The sequence below is a fragment of the Yoonia sp. 67-2 genome, assembly GCF_035117555.1.
Lineage (GTDB): Bacteria > Pseudomonadota > Alphaproteobacteria > Rhodobacterales > Rhodobacteraceae > Yoonia.
Map to the genome: position 1 here is coordinate 293,961 of NZ_JAYKPK010000004.1, position 16,053 is coordinate 310,013.

Consider the following 16,053-nt stretch of genomic DNA (forward strand, 5'->3'; position numbering starts at 1 on the left):
TTTTGAGCGCGGCTTAAAGCACCTGCCTGACCCCGGCGATCCACACATCCGCAATCGCGCGGTCATCGCCCATCATGATCGTGGGGAAGACAGCGTCCCAGATATCCTCGGCCCGGCGCGACCTTTGTGCAATGGCGGGGGTCGAGGCCAGATCCAGCACCGTAATATCCGCCGCAGCGCCTGCGCCGAGATGGCCGATCTGCCCCGCCATATGCAGGCTGGCTGCGGAGCCTTCGGTCGCCAGCCACATCAGTTGCGCTGGGTGCAACGCCACACCGCGTAGCTGCCCGATCTCATAAGCTGCCGCCATCGTGCGCAGCATCGAAAACGACGACCCGCCGCCGGTATCCGTGGCCAGCCCGATGGTCAGCCCGGCGCGCGCCAGACCCATCAGGTCGAACAGCCCCGACCCGATAAAGGCATTCGAGGTCGGGCAATGCACCACGGCGGCACCGACCTCTGCCAGCCGCGCAATCTCGCGCGCTTCCAGATGGATCGCATGGCCATAAATGCCGCGCGCGCCCAACAAGCCAAAGGCCTCATAGGTGTCCAGATAGTCGCGCGCGTCCGGGAACAGATCGCGGACCCAGGCAATCTCGGGCAATTGTTCGCTCAGATGGGTCTGCATCAGACAATCGGGATGTTCCGACCACAACGCCCCCAGCGCCGCAAGCTGATCCGGGGTCGAGGTCGGCGAAAACCGGGGCGTGATCGCATAACTCGCGCGGCCTGTGCCATGCCAGCGCGCGATCAGCGCCTTACTGTCATCATAGGCCGATTGCGCCGTGTCACGCAGATTATCGGGTGCATTGCGATCCATACAGGTCTTGCCCGCAACCACCGCCATATTGCGCGCCGCAGCAGCGGTGAAAAACGCTTCCACACTGCACGGATGGATCGTGCAATAGCTGGTCAGCGTCGTCGTGCCATGCGCCACGGCCAGATCAATCGTGCGGGTGGCCACCTCCGCCGCATAGGCAGGATCGGCCAGCCGCGCCTCTTCCGGGAACGTATAGGTGTTCAACCAGTCGATCAGTTGTTTGCCCCAGCTCGCGATAATCCCGGTCTGCGGGTAATGCATATGCGCATCGACAAAACCTGCGCTGATCAGCTTGTCGCCGTAATCCACGATCTGTGCATCCGGATGCGCCGCCCGCAGCGCCGCCCCATCACCGGTGGCGATGATCCGGTCTCCTGCGATCAAAACGCCACCACGCGGGTCATAGCGCACCGCCTGCGCCCAATCCCCGGTCAGCGGATTGCCGGAAAAGCCAAGCGTTTGGCCAAGAAGTAAAACTTTTGTCATGTCACCCGTATAGGCTGTGCAAAAGCGGGCGTAAATCATTGATATGGCGTTGTCAGCAAGGCCGCTTTGACTATGCTGACCGAAAACCGGAGGTGCCCGATGGCTGACCCAGACGACGACCATGAAGACGAAGCATTCGGGATCACCGACCGTCTGGTGTCCGAGGTTCTTGAGGCCGTCGAAAACGGCGATGCCGACCGCATCGATGTGCTGCTGGAGCCTTTGCACCCCGCCGATATCGCGCATCTGATCGAACAGATCGACCGCAAGGAACGGCGCGAATTCCTGACCCTGTGGAAAGGCGGGATCGACGGCGATATCCTGTCCGAACTCGACGAAAACCTGCGCGAAGAAATCATCGGCCAGTTGCAGCCTGCCGAACTCGCCGATGCGTTGCGCGATCTCGACAGCGATGATGTCGTCGATCTGGTCGAATATCTTGACGAAGACCAGCAAGGCGTGGTGCTCAACGCACTCGACGCCAGCGACCGGATGGTGGTGGAACAGGCGCTCTCCTACCCCGAGGAATCCGCCGGGCGGCATATGCAATCCGAACTGGTGCGCGCGCCGGAACATTGGACCGTGGGCGAGGCGATTGATTTCCTGCGCTCCGATATCGTGCTGCCGGATCAATTCTACCACATCATTCTGGTCGATCCACGGCTCAAGGCGGTGGGCTATGTCACCTTGGGCCGTATTCTGAGCAATACCCGCGATACCCCGCTACATGCCCTAACCGAGGAAACCTTCCGCACCTTCCACGTGACCCAAGGCGTGGAGGAGGTGGCACAGGCGATCAACCACTACCACCTGATCACCGCCCCTGTGGTCGATGACGATGACCGTGTGGTCGGTGTGATCACCATCGACGACGCCATGGCCTTTCTGGAAGAAGAAGCCGAAGAAGACATCCTACGCCTCGCCGGTGTCGGCGAAGGCAGCCTGTCAGACAAGGTATTCGAGACGACCAAACAACGCTTCCCTTGGCTCGCGGTCAATCTGCTGACGGCGATCCTTGCCTCGCTGGTGATCTCGATTTTCGAGGAAACTATTGCCGGTCTGGTCGCACTCGCTGTGCTGATGCCCATCGTCGCCTCGATGGGCGGCAACGCAGGTACGCAATCGCTGACTGTGGCGGTGCGCGCGCTTGCGACGCGCGACCTCACCCCGTCCAACGTCTGGCGGGTGATCCGGCGCGAGACCCTTGTCGGCCTTGTCAACGGCCTGGCCTTTGCGCTGGTCATGGGAGCGGTGGGGACATTCTGGTTCGGCTCGCCGATGCTGGGCGTCGTGATCGCCCTCGCGATGGTGATCAATCTGCTGGTTGCAGGCCTCGCCGGAATCGGGGTGCCGGTGGTGATGGAAAAATTCGGCGTCGACCCGGCACTGGCCTCAGGCACTTTTGTGACGACAGTGACCGATGTGGTTGGCTTTTTTGCCTTTCTTGGTCTCGCCTCGGTCATGCTGCTATGATCGATAAATCCGCCGCCCGCAAAGCCGCCTTTGCGCGGCGCGCCGCAGCGCATGACCCAGATGCTGCCACCGCAGGCTATCTGAGCGAAGTTCTTGCCGGGTATCGCGGTGTGCCGCTGGCAGGCTATCTGCCGATGCGCACCGAAATCGACCCGCGCCCCGCCATGGCCGAGGCTGCGGCACATGCCCCGGTCGGTGTGCCGGTGATCATCCGCAAAGCAGCACCGCTGCAATTCCGCCAGTGGGAACCTGATTGCGCGCTGATCCCCGGCGCTTTCGGCGCGGATATCCCCGCTTCGGGCGATTGGATGATCCCGCAGATCCTGATCGTGCCTTTGGTGGCCTTTACGCGCAAAGGCGGACGGCTCGGGTATGGCGGCGGCTTTTACGACCGCACGCTCGACCAATTGCGCAGCGCTGGCCCGGTCATGGCTATCGGCTTTGCCTATGCCGCGCAGGAAGACCCCGATCTGCCGCTGGATTCCACCGACCAGCCACTTGACCTGATCGTGACAGAACAGGGGATAATCACCCCCTGATGATCGCTTTGTTCAAAATACTCCCGCCGGAGGCAAACGAGTCCTTCGGAACTCAGCTCTCCGAAAACGCCGCCATCACCTCGTCGGATGCTTCGAAATTCGCCGTCACACGCTGCACATCGTCATCATCTTCCAGCGTATCGAGCAGCTTCATCAGCTTGGTCAGCCCTTCCAGATCGACCTCGGTGGTCATATTGGGCTTCCAGATCAGCTTGGTTGAGATCGATTCACCCAAGGCCGGTTCCAGCGCATTGGACACTTCGGCCAGATCCACATCGGCGCAATAGATGACGTGGTTCTCCTCGTCGCTTTGCACATCCTCGGCACCGGCTTCAATCGCGGCCATCATCACCGTGTCGGCGTCAGCCACGGCAGCGGGATACACAATCTCACCCTTGCGGTCGAACATGAAGGCGACGGAACCCGTCTCGCCCAGATTGCCACCGCTTTTGGTAAAGGTCGAGCGCACGGTCGATGCGGTGCGGTTGCGGTTATCGGTCATCGCCTCGACGATGACAGCAATGCCACCCGGCCCATACCCTTCATAACGGATTTCGTCGTAATTCTCGGCGTCGCCACCTTGCGATTTCTTGATCGCGCGGTCGATCACATCCTTGGGGCAAGAGTTCGATTTCGCCTCTTTCACCGCCAGCCGCAGGCGCGGATTCTTCTCGGGGTCAGGGTCGCCCATCTTGGCGGCCACGGTGATTTCCTTGGCGAGTTTGGAAAACAGCTTGGAACGCAGCTTATCCTGCCGGCCCTTGCGGTGCTGGATATTCGCCCATTTGGAATGGCCCGCCATCGGAAACCCCTGTCATATCTGGTTGTAAATCTGCGCCTCTATAAGACATGGCGTGGGGCAGGGGCAAGCCTGCTTACAACGGCCAGATCAGCGGGATCACAAAGGCCACAATGGGCGCCAGCGTGATATTGAGCGGAATGCCAAAGCGCAGGAAATCGCTGAATTTATAGCCCCCCGGCCCGAAGACCAGCGTATTGGTCTGATAGCCGATGGGGGTGGCGAAACTGGCACTGGCGGCGATCATCACCGCCACCACCAAAGGCCGCGGATCAACGCCAAGCGCTGTGGCAAGGCCGATGGCAATCGGCGTCATCACCACGGCGACAGCATTGTTGGACACCATTTCGGTCAGCAGAGAGCCCAGCGAATAGACCGCCAGCACCACCAGAAACGGAGGCAATGTCAGCATGAAGGGCGAGGCGGCCGTAGCGATCATCTCCACCGCGCCCGAGGATTCGAGCGCCGACCCGATCCCCAGCATCGCGAAGATCAGCGCGAGCAACCGCCCTTCGATAAAGGAAAACGCCTCATCCGCGTCGATACAGCCCGTCGTCAGAACGAGCGTCACGCCGATCATCGCCAGCATCAGGATGGGGGCGACATTCAGCGCCGCCAGCCCCACGATGGCCAAAAGCACGATGATCGCAACCGGCGCATGACCACGGCGATAAGCACGCTGCGACGGTGCGGAGACATCGCCAAGGTTCATATCCTCCGCCAGCCGCTGAATGTCAGCAGGCGCGCCTTCCAGCAGCAATGTATCCCCCACCCGCACGACCATATCATCAATCTGCTGGCTGATATTGCTGTCGCGCCGATGCACCGCCAAAGGATAGACCGCGTAACGCCGCCGCAGCCGCAAAGACCCCAGCCGCCGGTCGGCCATCTTGCAATTGGGGGTGATCAGCACCTCAACCGTCGTGGTTTCCACGGCAGAGATCTGGTCCACCCGGCGCAATTCCTTGGTGGCCTGCAGCGACAAAAGCTCGGTCATTTCCGTGCGCAGGATCACCCTGTCACCGATCTGCAAAACCACATTGGCCAGATCGCGGCGGAGCGAGACATCGCCGCGCACCACATCGATCAACCGTACCCCGTCGCGTTTAAACAATTGCACGCCGGTGACTTCACGCCCAATCAGGTTGCTGTCGGGGGGGATCACGGCCTCGGAAAAGAACTTCTTCTTCGAGCGGTCCGACAGCATGCCCGCCATGCTTTGCCGGTCGGGCAGCAGGCGTGGCCCCGCAAAATACATATAGATAAAGGTCCAGCCGACGACGACCAGACCCACCGGCATGATCTCCAAGATACCAAAGGGTTCCATCCCCGATGCCCGCGCGACACCGTCGACCAGCAGGTTGGTCGAGGTCCCGATCAGCGTCAGCGTGCCACCGACGATGGCGGCATAGCTCAGTGGGATCAGCAATTTGGACGCAGCAATGCCAAGGCTGCGCGACATCTGGATAAACACCGGGATCATCACGACGACCAGCGGCGTGTTGTTCATAATCGCACTGGCAAAAGCCACGAAGAGCAACCCGCCACCGATGGCGCGCGCCGGGCTGATCTTGGCCTGCCGTTCCGCCAGCCGCGTCATTGCATCCAGCGCGCCGGTGCGCACCAAAGCGCCGACGATGATGAACATCGCCGCGATGGTCCACGGTGCGGGGTTAGAGAAGGCATCGACCGCCGCCTGATAGGGCAGCACGCCGGTGATCAGCAGGATCGTGACGCCGGTCATCGCCACGACCTCGGTCGGGAAAGTTTCGCGCAGGAACAGCACGAACATGCCGACGACAACGATCAGCGTCAGCCAGGCCTCTTGCGGTTGCGTCAGGGCGAACAGATCACTCATGAATTGAACTCTTTACGATAACATAGACTTCGGCAAGCCGGAGTTGAAACCGCCGTCACGATGGCCCGCTGGCGGCCAACCTGCCGCCTTGACGCACCATTGCGACGCGCGTGGCCTTGCCGCTGCGGTCGTCGGTCTCAACGTAAAGACCCGACAGGGTCGCATCCGCAGCAGCAGGGGTGAAACGGTCTTTGGGCATGCCGGTGATGAAACGGCGCAAGGGTTCGACCTTATCCATACCGATCACCGAATTATAATCGCCGCACATGCCTGCATCGGTCAAATACGCCGTGCCGGCGCCAAGGATCATCGCATCTGCTGTCGGCACATGGGTATGGGTGCCGACGACGATGCTGGCGCGCCCGTCGCAGAAATGCCCCATGGCCATTTTCTCGGATGTGGCTTCGCAATGCATATCGACCAGACTGGCCGCGATTTGCCCGCCCATCGGATATTGCCGTAACACCGCATCGATGGCCGAAAACGGATCATCGAAGGGCCGTTTCATGAATACCTGCCCCAGCACCTGCGCCACCAGTACCTTGCGTCCGCCGGGGGCGGTGAACACCCGTGCGCCGACGCCGGGGGCCGCTTTGGAGAAATTCAGCGGCCGGATAATCCTTGGTTCCTGTGCTGCATAGGTCAGCATATCTTTTTGATCGAAAGCATGATCACCAAGGGTGACAACATCGGCCCCCGCCTCGAACAGCAGTTTGGCATGTGGGGCAGACAACCCCATGCCCGAGGTCGCATTTTCGCCATTCACCACGACGAAATCCAACCGCCATTCTGCCCGCAGGCGCGGCAGATGCGTTGTGATTGCGTTGCGGCCTGACCGGCCCATGACATCGCCAAGAAAGAGTATTTTCATCCTTCCTTGGTAAGCGTGGATCTGGGCGGGGGCCAGAGCGAAAATGTGGCTGGTCATTGTCCGACTTTGGTGGCAGCCAAGGACCATGATGAATGCAAAGACAGCGCGCCCGGTCGCGGGCGTTTTGTGGATGGTCGTGACCGGCGCAATGTTTGTCGCCGTCACGGCAATCGTGAAACACGTGGGCGATGATGTGCCTGCATCGCAGGCGGCATTCCTGCGCTATGCTTTGGGGCTGGTCTTCCTCATCCCGATGATCCGGCCGATCATGGCCGCCCATCTGACACGCCGCCAGTTGCAGATGTTCGGGATCAGAGGCGTGGTGCATACGCTGGCCGTCATCCTGTGGTTCTTCGCCATGGCGCACCTGCCCTTGGCCGAGGTGACAGCGATGAATTATCTCTCGCCTGTCTATGTCTCCATCGGTGCGGCACTGTTCTTGGGGGAGAAATTGCCACCGCGCCGTCTCGCCGCGGTAGTGATCGCACTAATCGGAGCCGCGATCATCCTGCGCCCGGGGATGAAAGCGGTCGAGCCGGGGCATATCGCCATGCTGGGCACCGCGGTGATGTTCGCGGTGGGCTATCTGCTGGCCAAGCAATTATCGGGCGAAGTGTCGGCGGCGGTCGTCGTGGGCATGCTGTCGATCACGGTGACGATCGGGCTGGCCCCCTTCGCCTATGCGGTCTGGGTGACGCCGACGCTCGGGCAACTGGGCTGGCTGTTTCTGGTCGCCTGTTTTGCGACAGCCGGACATTACACAATGACATTGGCCTTTGCCGCCGCCCCACTGACCGTCACGCAACCAGTGACGTTTCTGCAACTGGTCTGGGCGGTATTGCTGGGCGCTGTCGTGTTCGGCGAGGCTGTCGATGGCTGGGTCGTCTTTGGCGGTCTGGTGATCATGGCCTCGGTCACATTCATCACCTGGCGCGAGGCTGTCGCGCGCCGGCAGGTGACGCCCGTGGTGACAGAAACCAAAGTGTAAGGAAGCGCCTCGCGGCGCTGCCTCCGGCGGGAGTATTTTTGGAAAAAAGAAGCGGGAAGAATTAGGTCGGCGCGAGGCGCTTGATCAGCGAGCTTTGCGTGATCCGGCCGATAGGCTGACCATTTTCCGTGACGGATAAAGCGTGCGCGCCGATCTGTTGCAGGATCGCCTGCACCGGCGTGTCCACGTCGATCTGATCGCCGTCGGCAGAGCCTGCGATCATCACATCACGCGCTGTCAGCACACCAAGCGGGTTCATATGGGCTACGAAATCCGCGACATAGGGGTTGGCCGGATTGGTATAGATATCGCGCGGGGTGCCTGATTGCACAATTCGCCCGCCTTCCATGATGGCGATGCGGTTGCCGATCTTGAACGCCTCGTCAAGATCGTGGCTCACGAAAATGATTGTGCGCCCGCGCTGCTTTTGCAGATCGAGCAATTCGTCCTGCAATTTGCTGCGGATCAGCGGGTCGAGCGCGCTGAACGGCTCATCCATCAGCAGGATCGGCGCATCGGTGGCAAAGGCGCGCGCGAGGCCGACACGCTGCTGCATCCCGCCGGATAGTTCACCGACCAGCGCATCGGCGCGTTCGGACAGGCCGACCATCGCCAGTTCCTGATCGACGCGGGCGTGCAGTTTGGCCTTGTCCAGCCCGGCCAGTTCCAGCCCCAGCCCAACGTTGTCGCGCACAGACCGCCAAGGCAGCAGGCCGAATTGCTGGAAGACCATAGAGACACATTCACGCCGCACCCGTCGCAAGTCACTGGCACTGCATTGGCTGACGTTGCAGGTCCAATCGCCGTCAAAGATCCGCACCGCGCCGCGTGCCACGGGGTTCAGCCCGTTCACCGCGCGCAACAATGTCGATTTGCCCGACCCCGACAGCCCCATCAGCACAAGGATTTCACCTTGGGCCACATTCAGCGAACAATCATGCACCCCAAGCACCTGATCGGTGCGTTCAAGAATCTCTTCCCGCGCCTGCCCTTCATCCATCAAGGGCAGGGCATCCTGCGGCCTTGACCCGAAAACGATACTCACATTGTCAAATTCGACGGCATTCATTTGCGTGTCACCCGCAGCATCCGGTCGAGCATGATCGCCACGACCACGATGACAAAACCCGATTCGAACCCAAGCGACGTGTTCACCGTATTCAGCGCCCTTATCACCGGCACGCCCAGCCCGCTGGCACCCACCAGTGCGGCAATCACCACCATCGACAGCGACAGCATGATCGTCTGGTTCAGCCCGGCCATGATCTGGGGGAGGGCCGAAGGCAGTTCAACTTTGAATAAAATCTGACGTTTTGTCGCGCCAAAGGCCTGCGCCGCTTCCAACAGGGCAGTCGGCGTCGAGGCCACACCCAGATAGGTCAGCCGGATCGGCGCGGGCAAAACAAAGATCACCGTGGCGATCAGACCGGGCACCATGCCGATGCCGAAAAACACGATCGCCGGGATCAGATAGACGAAGGTCGGCAGCGTCTGCATCAGATCCAGCACCGGCACCATCGCGCGGTACAGCCGCGGCCGGTGCGCGGCGGCAATCCCCACTGGCACCCCGACCCCCATGCAGACCACACAGGCCGACAGGACCAGCGTCAGCGATTGCATCGTCTCGCGCCAATAGCCTTGGTTCAGGATGAACATGAACCCCAGAACGACGAACAGCGCCGTTTTCCAGTTGCGCTGCACGGCAAAGGTCAGGCCTGCGAAAACAGCGATCACCGCGAAAGGATGCGGCGTTTCCAGCGCCCAAAGGATCGCGTCGATCAACCATTCCATCGCGTCTGAAATCCGGTCGAACACAAACCCCAGATTGGCGTTCAGCCAGTCAAAGATCGTTTTCGCCCAAGGCCCGATGGGGATTTTATTGTCGGTTAACCAATTCACACCAAATCCTTTGCCGTCGCAGGATCAGGCCCGCAGGCCTGACCCGTTGTTTTTTACAGGCCGAGTGCCGCGTTCACCGCTGCCATCGCATCGCCACCGTCACGTGTGGTCACGCCGTCCAGCCAGCCCGCCAGAATCTCAGGATTGGCGCTTAGCCATGTGGTCGCGGCTTCGGACGGGTCAGTGCCGTCGTTCAGGATCGCGCCCATGATCTCGTTTTCCATCTCCAGCGTGAATTCCAGATTGGTCAGCAATTGCCCGACATTGGGGCATTCTTCGACATAACCGGCACGGGTATTGGTCAGCACCGTCGCACCGCCAAGGTTTGGCCCGAACCAATCATCGCCGCCTTCCAGATATTCCATATCGAAATTGGCGTTCATCGGATGCGGTTCCCAGCCAAGAAAGACGATGGGTTCATCCCGGCCCGACGCCCGGTCCACCTGCGCCAGCATGCCCTGTTCAGAGCTTTCCAGCACTTCGAAACCGGACAGGCCGAATGCATCCGCTTCAATCATATCGAGGATCAGGCGGTTGCCGTCATTGCCCGGCTCGATCCCGTAAATGCGGTTATCCAAAGCATCGGCATGGGCAACGATATCGTCAAAACTGTCGATCCCCAGATCCGCCGCAGTCCGGTTCACGGCGAGCGTATATTTCGCCCCTTCCAGATTGGTGCGCACGGTATCGACAGTTCCTGCCTCGCGGTAGGGCGCGATATCGGCCTCCATCGTGGGCATCCAATTGCCAAGGAAGACATCGACGTCACCTTCTGCAAGCGAGATATAGGTCACCGGCACCGACAGGATCGTCGTTTCGGTTTCGTATCCCAGCGCCTCTAACACCACGGTCGTGGCGGCGGTGGTGGCGGTGATATCGGTCCAGCCGACATCGGAAAAGGTGATGCTGTCACAATTGGCAAAGGCCGGTGCTGCCGCGACGATCGCCAGCGCCGACAGGCTTGTTGTCAGTTTCATAGTAAACTCCCCTTGAGGTTTTTTCTTGATTGACGAGTCAATAAAGAACAATTTAGGTGTCGGTTGCAACCCGAAAGAGGAATGAATGCCCAAGGTCGGAATGGAACCCATCCGTCGCGCTGCCCTCCTGCAGGCTACGATTGACGAAATCGGGGCCGTGGGCAACCTTGATGTGACGGTCAGCGCGATTGCGAAACGCGCCGGCATGTCCTCGGCACTGGCGCATCATTACTTTGGCGGCAAAGATCAGATCTTTCTGGCCGCGATGCGGCATATCCTGCGGGTTTATGGCGATGAGGTGCGTGTCGCCCTGCGCGCCGCCATTGGCCCCCATGCGCGGCTGGAGGCCGTGATCCGCGCCGGTTTCAGTTCCACTAATTTCCAGCCAGAGGTGATCGCCGCCTGGCTCAATTTCTACGTGTTGGCGCAACGGTCACAGGACGCCCACCGCCTGCTGCGGGTCTATCAGCGGCGCTTGCACAGCAACCTGCTGCATGACCTGCGCCCGCTGATCGGCGCGCGGGCCGAAGATGCGGCGGTGCGGATCGCCGGTCTGATCGACGGGATCTATCTGCGGCAAGGGCTGGCGCGCGACAGCGCCGGGCAGGGCCGCGCGAATGATCAGGTGCTGGCTTTGCTGGCGATGGAACTGAAAGGGGCAGCGCAATGAGCAAACCCAATATCCTGATCATCATGGTCGATCAGCTCAACGGCACCCTGTTCCCCGATGGACCCGCCGGTTGGCTGCATGCGCCCAATCTGAAAGCCTTGGCCGCAAAGTCCACCCGTTTCGCCAACAGCTATACCGCATCCCCGCTCTGCGCCCCCGCGCGGGCGGCCTTCATGTCCGGCCAATTGCCGTCGCGCAATGGCGTCTATGACAATGCTGCCGAATTCACCTCTTCCATCCCGACCTACGCCCATCACCTGCGGCGCGCGGGCTATCAGACCTGTCTGTCGGGCAAGATGCATTTCGTCGGCCCCGACCAGATGCACGGGTTCGAGGAACGTCTGACCACCGATATCTACCCGGCCGATTTCGGCTGGACGCCCGACTATCGTAAACCGGGCGAACGGATTGATTGGTGGTATCACAATATGGGCTCGGTGACGGGCGCAGGTGTGGCCGAGATCACGAACCAGATGGAATATGATGACGAAGTCGCCTATCACGCGACCCGCAAGATCTATGATCTGGCACGCGGTGCCGATGCGCGGCCTTGGTGCCTGACCGTCAGCTTTACCCATCCCCATGACCCCTATGTGGCGCGCAGGAAATACTGGGACCTCTACGCCGACTGCGACCACCTGATGCCGCAGATCGGTCCTATCCCCTATGCTGACCAAGACCCCCACAGCCAGCGGATCATCGACGCCAACGACCGCGATAAATTCACCATCACCGATGACGACATTCGCCGCTCCCGCCGCGCCTATTTCGCAAATATCAGCTATCTCGACGACAAGATCGGCGACATCCTGCGAGTGCTGGAAGATACGCGGCAAGAGGCCACGATCCTCTTCGTCTCCGACCACGGCGATATGCTGGGCGAACGCGGGCTCTGGTTCAAGATGTGCTTTTTCGAAGGCTCCGCGCGTGTCCCCTTGATGATCGCCAGCCCCGACATGACCCCCAGCCTGCAAACTGTCCCCGTCAGCACGATCGACGTCACGCCCACGCTTTGCGATCTGGCGGGCGTGGATATGTCAGAGGTGATGCCATGGACCAGCGGCGAAAGCCTTGTGCATCTGGGCCAAGGCGGCACCCGTACGACCCCCGTCGCGATGGAATACGCGGCAGAGGCGTCACAGGCCCCGCTGGTCGCCTTGCGGTCAGGTCCGTGGAAATACACCCGCTGCACGCTCGACCCTGAACAATTGTTCAACCTCGACACCGACCCGCATGAATTGAGCAACCTCGCGACCGATCCCGCCCACGAACACACCCTCGCCGATCTGCGCGAACAGGCCGATGCCCGCTGGGACCTCGCCCGTTTCGACGCTGACGTGCGCCAATCACAAGCCTGCCGCTGGGTCGTCTATGAGGCTTTGCGCAACGGCGATTATTACCCATGGGATTACCAGCCCCTGCAAAAAGCGTCCGAACGTTACATGCGCAACCACATGGACCTCAACGTGCTTGAAGAAAACCAACGCTTTCCCCGTGGGGAATAATCCCTCGCTTTGTCACAAATACTCCCGCCGGAGGCATAAAAGTCATGAACATCCAACCCACAGCCAGCCATTTCATTGATGGCGCTTATGTCGAAGACACGGCAGGCCAGGAAATCCCCGTCATCTACCCCTATACGGGCGAGGTGATCGCGACCCTGCATGCCGCCACCCCTGCAATCATCGCGCAGGCCTTGGATGCCGCGAAACGCGCGCAAAAGGAATGGGCCGGCTGGACCGCCACCGAACGTGGTCGGGTCCTGCGCCGCGCCGCCGACATCATGCGGGAACGCAATCACGAATTGTCGGTGCTGGAAAGCTATGACACCGGCAAACCCTATCAGGAAACCAGCGTCGCTGATGCCACATCCGGCGCGGACGCCTTGGAATATTTCGGCGGGCTGGCCGCCAGCATCACCGGCGAATACATCCCCTTGGGCGATGATTTCGTCTATACCCGCCGTGAACCTTTGGGCGTCTGCGTCGGCATCGGCGCATGGAATTACCCGACCCAGATCGCCTGCTGGAAAGGCGCACCGGCACTGGCCTGCGGCAATGCGATGGTGTTCAAACCTTCGGAAACCACCCCGCTCTGCGCGCTGAAGGTCGCGGAAATCCTGCATGAGGCAGGTGCCCCCGCAGGTGTCTATAACGTGATCCAAGGCTATGGCGAGGTAGGCGCGGCCCTCATCACCGATCCGCGCGTCGATAAAGTCTCCCTCACCGGATCAGTCGCCACTGGCCGCAAGGTCTATGCCGCCGCTGCCGAAGGCTTGCGCCATGTCACCATGGAGCTGGGCGGCAAATCCCCGCTGGTGATCTTCGACGATGCCGATCTGGATGCCGCCGTGTCGGGGGCGATCCTCGGCAATTTCTACTCCTCCGGTCAGGTCTGTTCCAACGGCACGCGGGTTTTCGTGCAAAAGGGGATCAAGGACGCCTTCCTGTCCCGCCTGACCGAACGTCTGCAAGGCGTCGTGATGGGCGATCCGCAGGACCCCGTGACCAATTACGGCCCGATGGTCACCGAAAACCAGCGCGACATCGTCGAAGGTTTTATTGCCAAAGGGCAGGCCGAAGGCGCGCGTCTGGTCACTGGCGGCATCCGCCCCGATCTGCCCGGCTTCTTCCTCGCCCCCACCGTCTTTGCCGATGTCACCGACGACATGACAATCGCGCGCGAAGAAATATTCGGCCCCGTCATGTCCGTACTGGATTTCGACACCGAGGAAGAGGCGTTAAGGCGCGCCAACGCCACCCCCTACGGGCTTTCCGCAGGCGTCTTCACCGCCGACCTGACCCGCGCCCACCGTATGGCAGCAGGGTTCGAGGCGGGCACCTGCTATATCAACACCTACAACGATGCCCCGGTCGAGGCACCTTTCGGCGGCAACAAACTCTCCGGCGTGGGCCGCGAAAATTCCAAGGCAGCGATCGACCACTACAGCCAGATCAAAAGCGTCTATGTCCGCATGGACAAGCTGGAGGCACCCTATTGATGCAAGCCGATTACGTCATCATCGGCGCTGGCTCTGCCGGTTGCGCCATCGCGTATCGTCTGGCAGAGGCCGGGCAGAATGTGCTGATCATTGAACATGGCGGGTCCGACCGTGGACCGTTCATCCAGATGCCTGCGGCGCTGTCTTACCCGATGAACATGAAAATGTATGACTGGGGCCTGAAATCCGAACCCGAACCACATTTGGGTGGGCGGCAATTGGTGACGCCACGTGGCAAGGTCATCGGCGGGTCATCCTCAATCAACGGGATGATCTATGTGCGCGGCCATGCGCGCGATTTCGACCATTGGGCCGAGAGCGGCGCGCAGGGCTGGGGTTATGCCGATGTGCTGCCCTATTTCAAACGGATGGAAAACTGGCACGATGGCGGCCATGGCGGCGATCCGGCATGGCGCGGCAACGCTGGCCCGCTGCATATCACGCGCGGCCCCCGCAAAAACCCGCTGACCCGCGCGTTTGTCGAGGCGGGCAAACAGGCGGGCTATCCGCTGACCGATGATTACAACGGCGCGCAGCAGGAAGGTTTCGGCCCTTTCGATTCCACGATCTACAAAGGCCACCGCTGGTCCGCCGCCAGCGCCTATCTGCGCCCTGCTTTGAAACGGCCCAATTGCACGCTGACCCGCGCCTTGGCGCGTCGGGTGATCATCGAAGATGGGCGCGCGGTTGGAGTTGAGGTTTCGCGCGGCAAAAGGATCGAGGTGATCCGCGCCAATAAAGAGGTGATCATCGCCGCCTCATCGCTCAATTCCCCCAAACTGCTGATGCTGTCCGGCATCGGCCCTGCCGCACATCTGGCCGAACATGGCATCCCCGTGATCGCCGACCGCCCCGGCGTCGGGCAAAACCTGCAAGACCATCTGGAGCTTTACATCCAGCAGGCCGCGACCAAACCTGTCTCGCTGTTCTCCTACTGGAACCTGCGTGGCAAGGCCCGGATCGGCGCGGAATGGCTCTTGTGGAAAACCGGGCTGGGATCATCCAACCAGTTTGAAAGTGCCGGTTTCATCCGCTCCCGCGCCGGTGTCGACTACCCCGATATCCAGTTCCATTTCCTGCCCATCGCCGTCAGCTATGACGGTAAAACCGCCCCCGAAGGCCACGGCTTCCAAGCCCATGTCGGCCCGATGCGATCCGCCTCGCGCGGTCAGGTGACTTTGCGATCCGCTGACCCGAATGACAATCCCCGCATCCAGTTCAACTATATGTCCGACCCGCAGGATTGGGTCGACTTCCGCGCCTGTATCCGGCTGACTCGCGAAATCTTTGCCCAACCGGCGTTCGATGAGTATCGTGGCCATGAGATCCAGCCCGGCGATGCAGCCCAAAGCGACGAAGCCCTCGACGCCTTCATCCGCGACCATGCCGAAAGCGCCTATCACCCTTGCGGGACCTGCAAGATGGGCGCGGTCGATGACCCGATGGCCGTGGTCGATCCGCAGACGCGGGTGATCGGGGTTGATGGCTTGCGCGTGGCGGATAGTTCAATCTTTCCGCGCGTGACCAATGGCAATCTGAATGCGCCATCGATCATGGTGGGCGAAAAGGCGGCGGATCATATCCTGCAACGACAACCCTTGGCACCCGCTAATGATGAGCCTTGGATTCACCCGGATTGGCAGACCAGCCAACGCTGATCTGCGCACCAGCG

The 16,053-nt window shown here is 60.9% G+C and carries 14 protein-coding genes; 7 read left to right on the forward strand and 7 right to left on the reverse strand.

The window, feature by feature from the left end:
* Positions 1 to 13 precede the first annotated feature (13 nt).
* Positions 14 to 1,306, reverse strand: coding sequence for a guanine deaminase (guaD, locus tag VOY09_RS09080; RefSeq protein WP_322893822.1), 1,293 nt, complete (start codon positions 1,304 to 1,306; stop codon positions 14 to 16).
* Between the two features lie 99 nt (positions 1,307 to 1,405).
* On the opposite strand from guaD, the gene mgtE reads away from it, so the two are divergent.
* A complete protein-coding gene (gene mgtE, locus VOY09_RS09085) occupies positions 1,406 to 2,779 on the forward strand; it encodes a magnesium transporter (protein WP_322893821.1) in 1,374 nt (457 codons plus the stop codon).
* Positions 2,776 to 3,318 carry a 5-formyltetrahydrofolate cyclo-ligase gene (locus tag VOY09_RS09090; RefSeq protein WP_322893820.1) on the forward strand — a complete coding sequence of 181 codons (543 nt, stop codon included), beginning with the start codon at positions 2,776 to 2,778 and terminating at the stop codon, positions 3,316 to 3,318. Before mgtE ends, VOY09_RS09090 begins: the two co-directional genes overlap by 4 nt.
* 52 nt (positions 3,319 to 3,370) lie before the next feature.
* On the opposite strand, the gene VOY09_RS09095 is transcribed toward VOY09_RS09090, so the two are convergent.
* The 3 genes from VOY09_RS09095 to VOY09_RS09105 all read right to left on the reverse strand — a co-directional run bounded on the left by VOY09_RS09095 (position 3,371) and on the right by VOY09_RS09105 (position 6,846).
* Positions 3,371 to 4,120 (reverse strand): YebC/PmpR family DNA-binding transcriptional regulator, encoded by a 750-nt coding sequence (locus VOY09_RS09095; protein ID WP_322893819.1) that lies wholly within the window; start codon positions 4,118 to 4,120, stop codon positions 3,371 to 3,373.
* A gap of 73 nt (positions 4,121 to 4,193) precedes the next feature.
* Positions 4,194 to 5,975: an SLC13 family permease gene (locus VOY09_RS09100; RefSeq protein WP_322893818.1), complete on the reverse strand. Its 1,782-nt coding sequence runs from the start codon at positions 5,973 to 5,975 to the stop codon at positions 4,194 to 4,196.
* A 55-nt stretch (positions 5,976 to 6,030) separates the two neighbouring features.
* The gene (locus VOY09_RS09105) at positions 6,031 to 6,846 is read right to left on the reverse strand and encodes a TIGR00282 family metallophosphoesterase (RefSeq protein WP_322894140.1); all 816 of its coding nucleotides are present in this window, start codon (positions 6,844 to 6,846) and stop codon (positions 6,031 to 6,033) included.
* Between the two features lie 85 nt (positions 6,847 to 6,931).
* On the opposite strand from VOY09_RS09105, the gene VOY09_RS09110 reads away from it, so the two are divergent.
* The gene (locus VOY09_RS09110) at positions 6,932 to 7,834 is read left to right on the forward strand and encodes a DMT family transporter (RefSeq protein WP_322893817.1); all 903 of its coding nucleotides are present in this window, start codon (positions 6,932 to 6,934) and stop codon (positions 7,832 to 7,834) included.
* A gap of 61 nt (positions 7,835 to 7,895) precedes the next feature.
* Here the strand turns inward: VOY09_RS09110 and choV are convergent, their stop codons facing one another.
* The 3 genes from choV to VOY09_RS09125 are packed head-to-tail and all read right to left on the reverse strand — an operon-like array spanning position 7,896 to position 10,710.
* The gene (choV, locus tag VOY09_RS09115) at positions 7,896 to 8,903 is read right to left on the reverse strand and encodes a choline ABC transporter ATP-binding protein (RefSeq protein WP_322893816.1); all 1,008 of its coding nucleotides are present in this window, start codon (positions 8,901 to 8,903) and stop codon (positions 7,896 to 7,898) included.
* Complete coding sequence (choW, locus tag VOY09_RS09120) at positions 8,900 to 9,733, reverse strand: choline ABC transporter permease subunit (RefSeq protein WP_322893815.1); 834 nt, start codon at positions 9,731 to 9,733, stop codon at positions 8,900 to 8,902. The genes choV and choW overlap by 4 nt, the downstream gene beginning before the upstream one ends.
* A gap of 53 nt (positions 9,734 to 9,786) precedes the next feature.
* Positions 9,787 to 10,710: a choline ABC transporter substrate-binding protein gene (locus VOY09_RS09125; protein ID WP_322893814.1), complete on the reverse strand. Its 924-nt coding sequence runs from the start codon at positions 10,708 to 10,710 to the stop codon at positions 9,787 to 9,789.
* 85 nt (positions 10,711 to 10,795) lie between these two features.
* Here VOY09_RS09125 and betI point away from each other — a divergent pair, with 85 nt between their 5' ends.
* From betI to betA, 4 genes are read left to right on the forward strand one after another with little or no spacing between them, the layout of a single operon-like run.
* Entirely contained in the window at positions 10,796 to 11,380 is a 585-nt protein-coding gene (gene betI, locus VOY09_RS09130) for a choline-responsive transcriptional repressor BetI (protein WP_322893813.1), read from the forward strand.
* Entirely contained in the window at positions 11,377 to 12,885 is a 1,509-nt protein-coding gene (betC, locus tag VOY09_RS09135) for a choline-sulfatase (protein WP_322893812.1), read from the forward strand. Before betI ends, betC begins: the two co-directional genes overlap by 4 nt.
* 44 nt (positions 12,886 to 12,929) lie before the next feature.
* On the forward strand, positions 12,930 to 14,381 hold the full coding sequence (gene betB, locus VOY09_RS09140) for a betaine-aldehyde dehydrogenase (protein WP_322893811.1): 1,452 nt from the start codon (positions 12,930 to 12,932) through the stop codon (positions 14,379 to 14,381).
* Complete coding sequence (gene betA, locus VOY09_RS09145; RefSeq protein WP_322893810.1) at positions 14,381 to 16,039, forward strand: choline dehydrogenase; 1,659 nt, start codon at positions 14,381 to 14,383, stop codon at positions 16,037 to 16,039. The genes betB and betA overlap by 1 nt, the downstream gene beginning before the upstream one ends.
* The last annotated feature ends 14 nt before the right edge of the window (positions 16,040 to 16,053 follow it).

Excerpts from the sequence above, each read along its gene's own strand:
- VOY09_RS09100 (WP_322893818.1), bottom strand. The coding sequence starts at position 5,975 with ATGAGTGATCTGTTCGCCCTGACGCAACCGCAAGAGGCCTGGCTGACG.
- mgtE (WP_322893821.1), top strand. The coding sequence starts at position 1,406 with ATGGCTGACCCAGACGACGACCATGAAGACGAAGCATTCGGGATCACC.
- guaD (WP_322893822.1), bottom strand. The coding sequence starts at position 1,306 with ATGACAAAAGTTTTACTTCTTGGCCAAACGCTTGGCTTTTCCGGCAAT.
- betB (WP_322893811.1), top strand. The coding sequence starts at position 12,930 with ATGAACATCCAACCCACAGCCAGCCATTTCATTGATGGCGCTTATGTC.
- VOY09_RS09125 (WP_322893814.1), bottom strand. The coding sequence starts at position 10,710 with ATGAAACTGACAACAAGCCTGTCGGCGCTGGCGATCGTCGCGGCAGCA.
- VOY09_RS09090 (WP_322893820.1), top strand. The coding sequence starts at position 2,776 with ATGATCGATAAATCCGCCGCCCGCAAAGCCGCCTTTGCGCGGCGCGCC.
- VOY09_RS09095 (WP_322893819.1), bottom strand. The coding sequence starts at position 4,120 with ATGGCGGGCCATTCCAAATGGGCGAATATCCAGCACCGCAAGGGCCGG.
- VOY09_RS09105 (WP_322894140.1), bottom strand. The coding sequence starts at position 6,846 with ATGAAAATACTCTTTCTTGGCGATGTCATGGGCCGGTCAGGCCGCAAC.
- betI (WP_322893813.1), top strand. The coding sequence starts at position 10,796 with ATGCCCAAGGTCGGAATGGAACCCATCCGTCGCGCTGCCCTCCTGCAG.
- betA (WP_322893810.1), top strand. The coding sequence starts at position 14,381 with ATGCAAGCCGATTACGTCATCATCGGCGCTGGCTCTGCCGGTTGCGCC.
- VOY09_RS09110 (WP_322893817.1), top strand. The coding sequence starts at position 6,932 with ATGATGAATGCAAAGACAGCGCGCCCGGTCGCGGGCGTTTTGTGGATG.
- choV (WP_322893816.1), bottom strand. The coding sequence starts at position 8,903 with ATGAATGCCGTCGAATTTGACAATGTGAGTATCGTTTTCGGGTCAAGG.
- betC (WP_322893812.1), top strand. The coding sequence starts at position 11,377 with ATGAGCAAACCCAATATCCTGATCATCATGGTCGATCAGCTCAACGGC.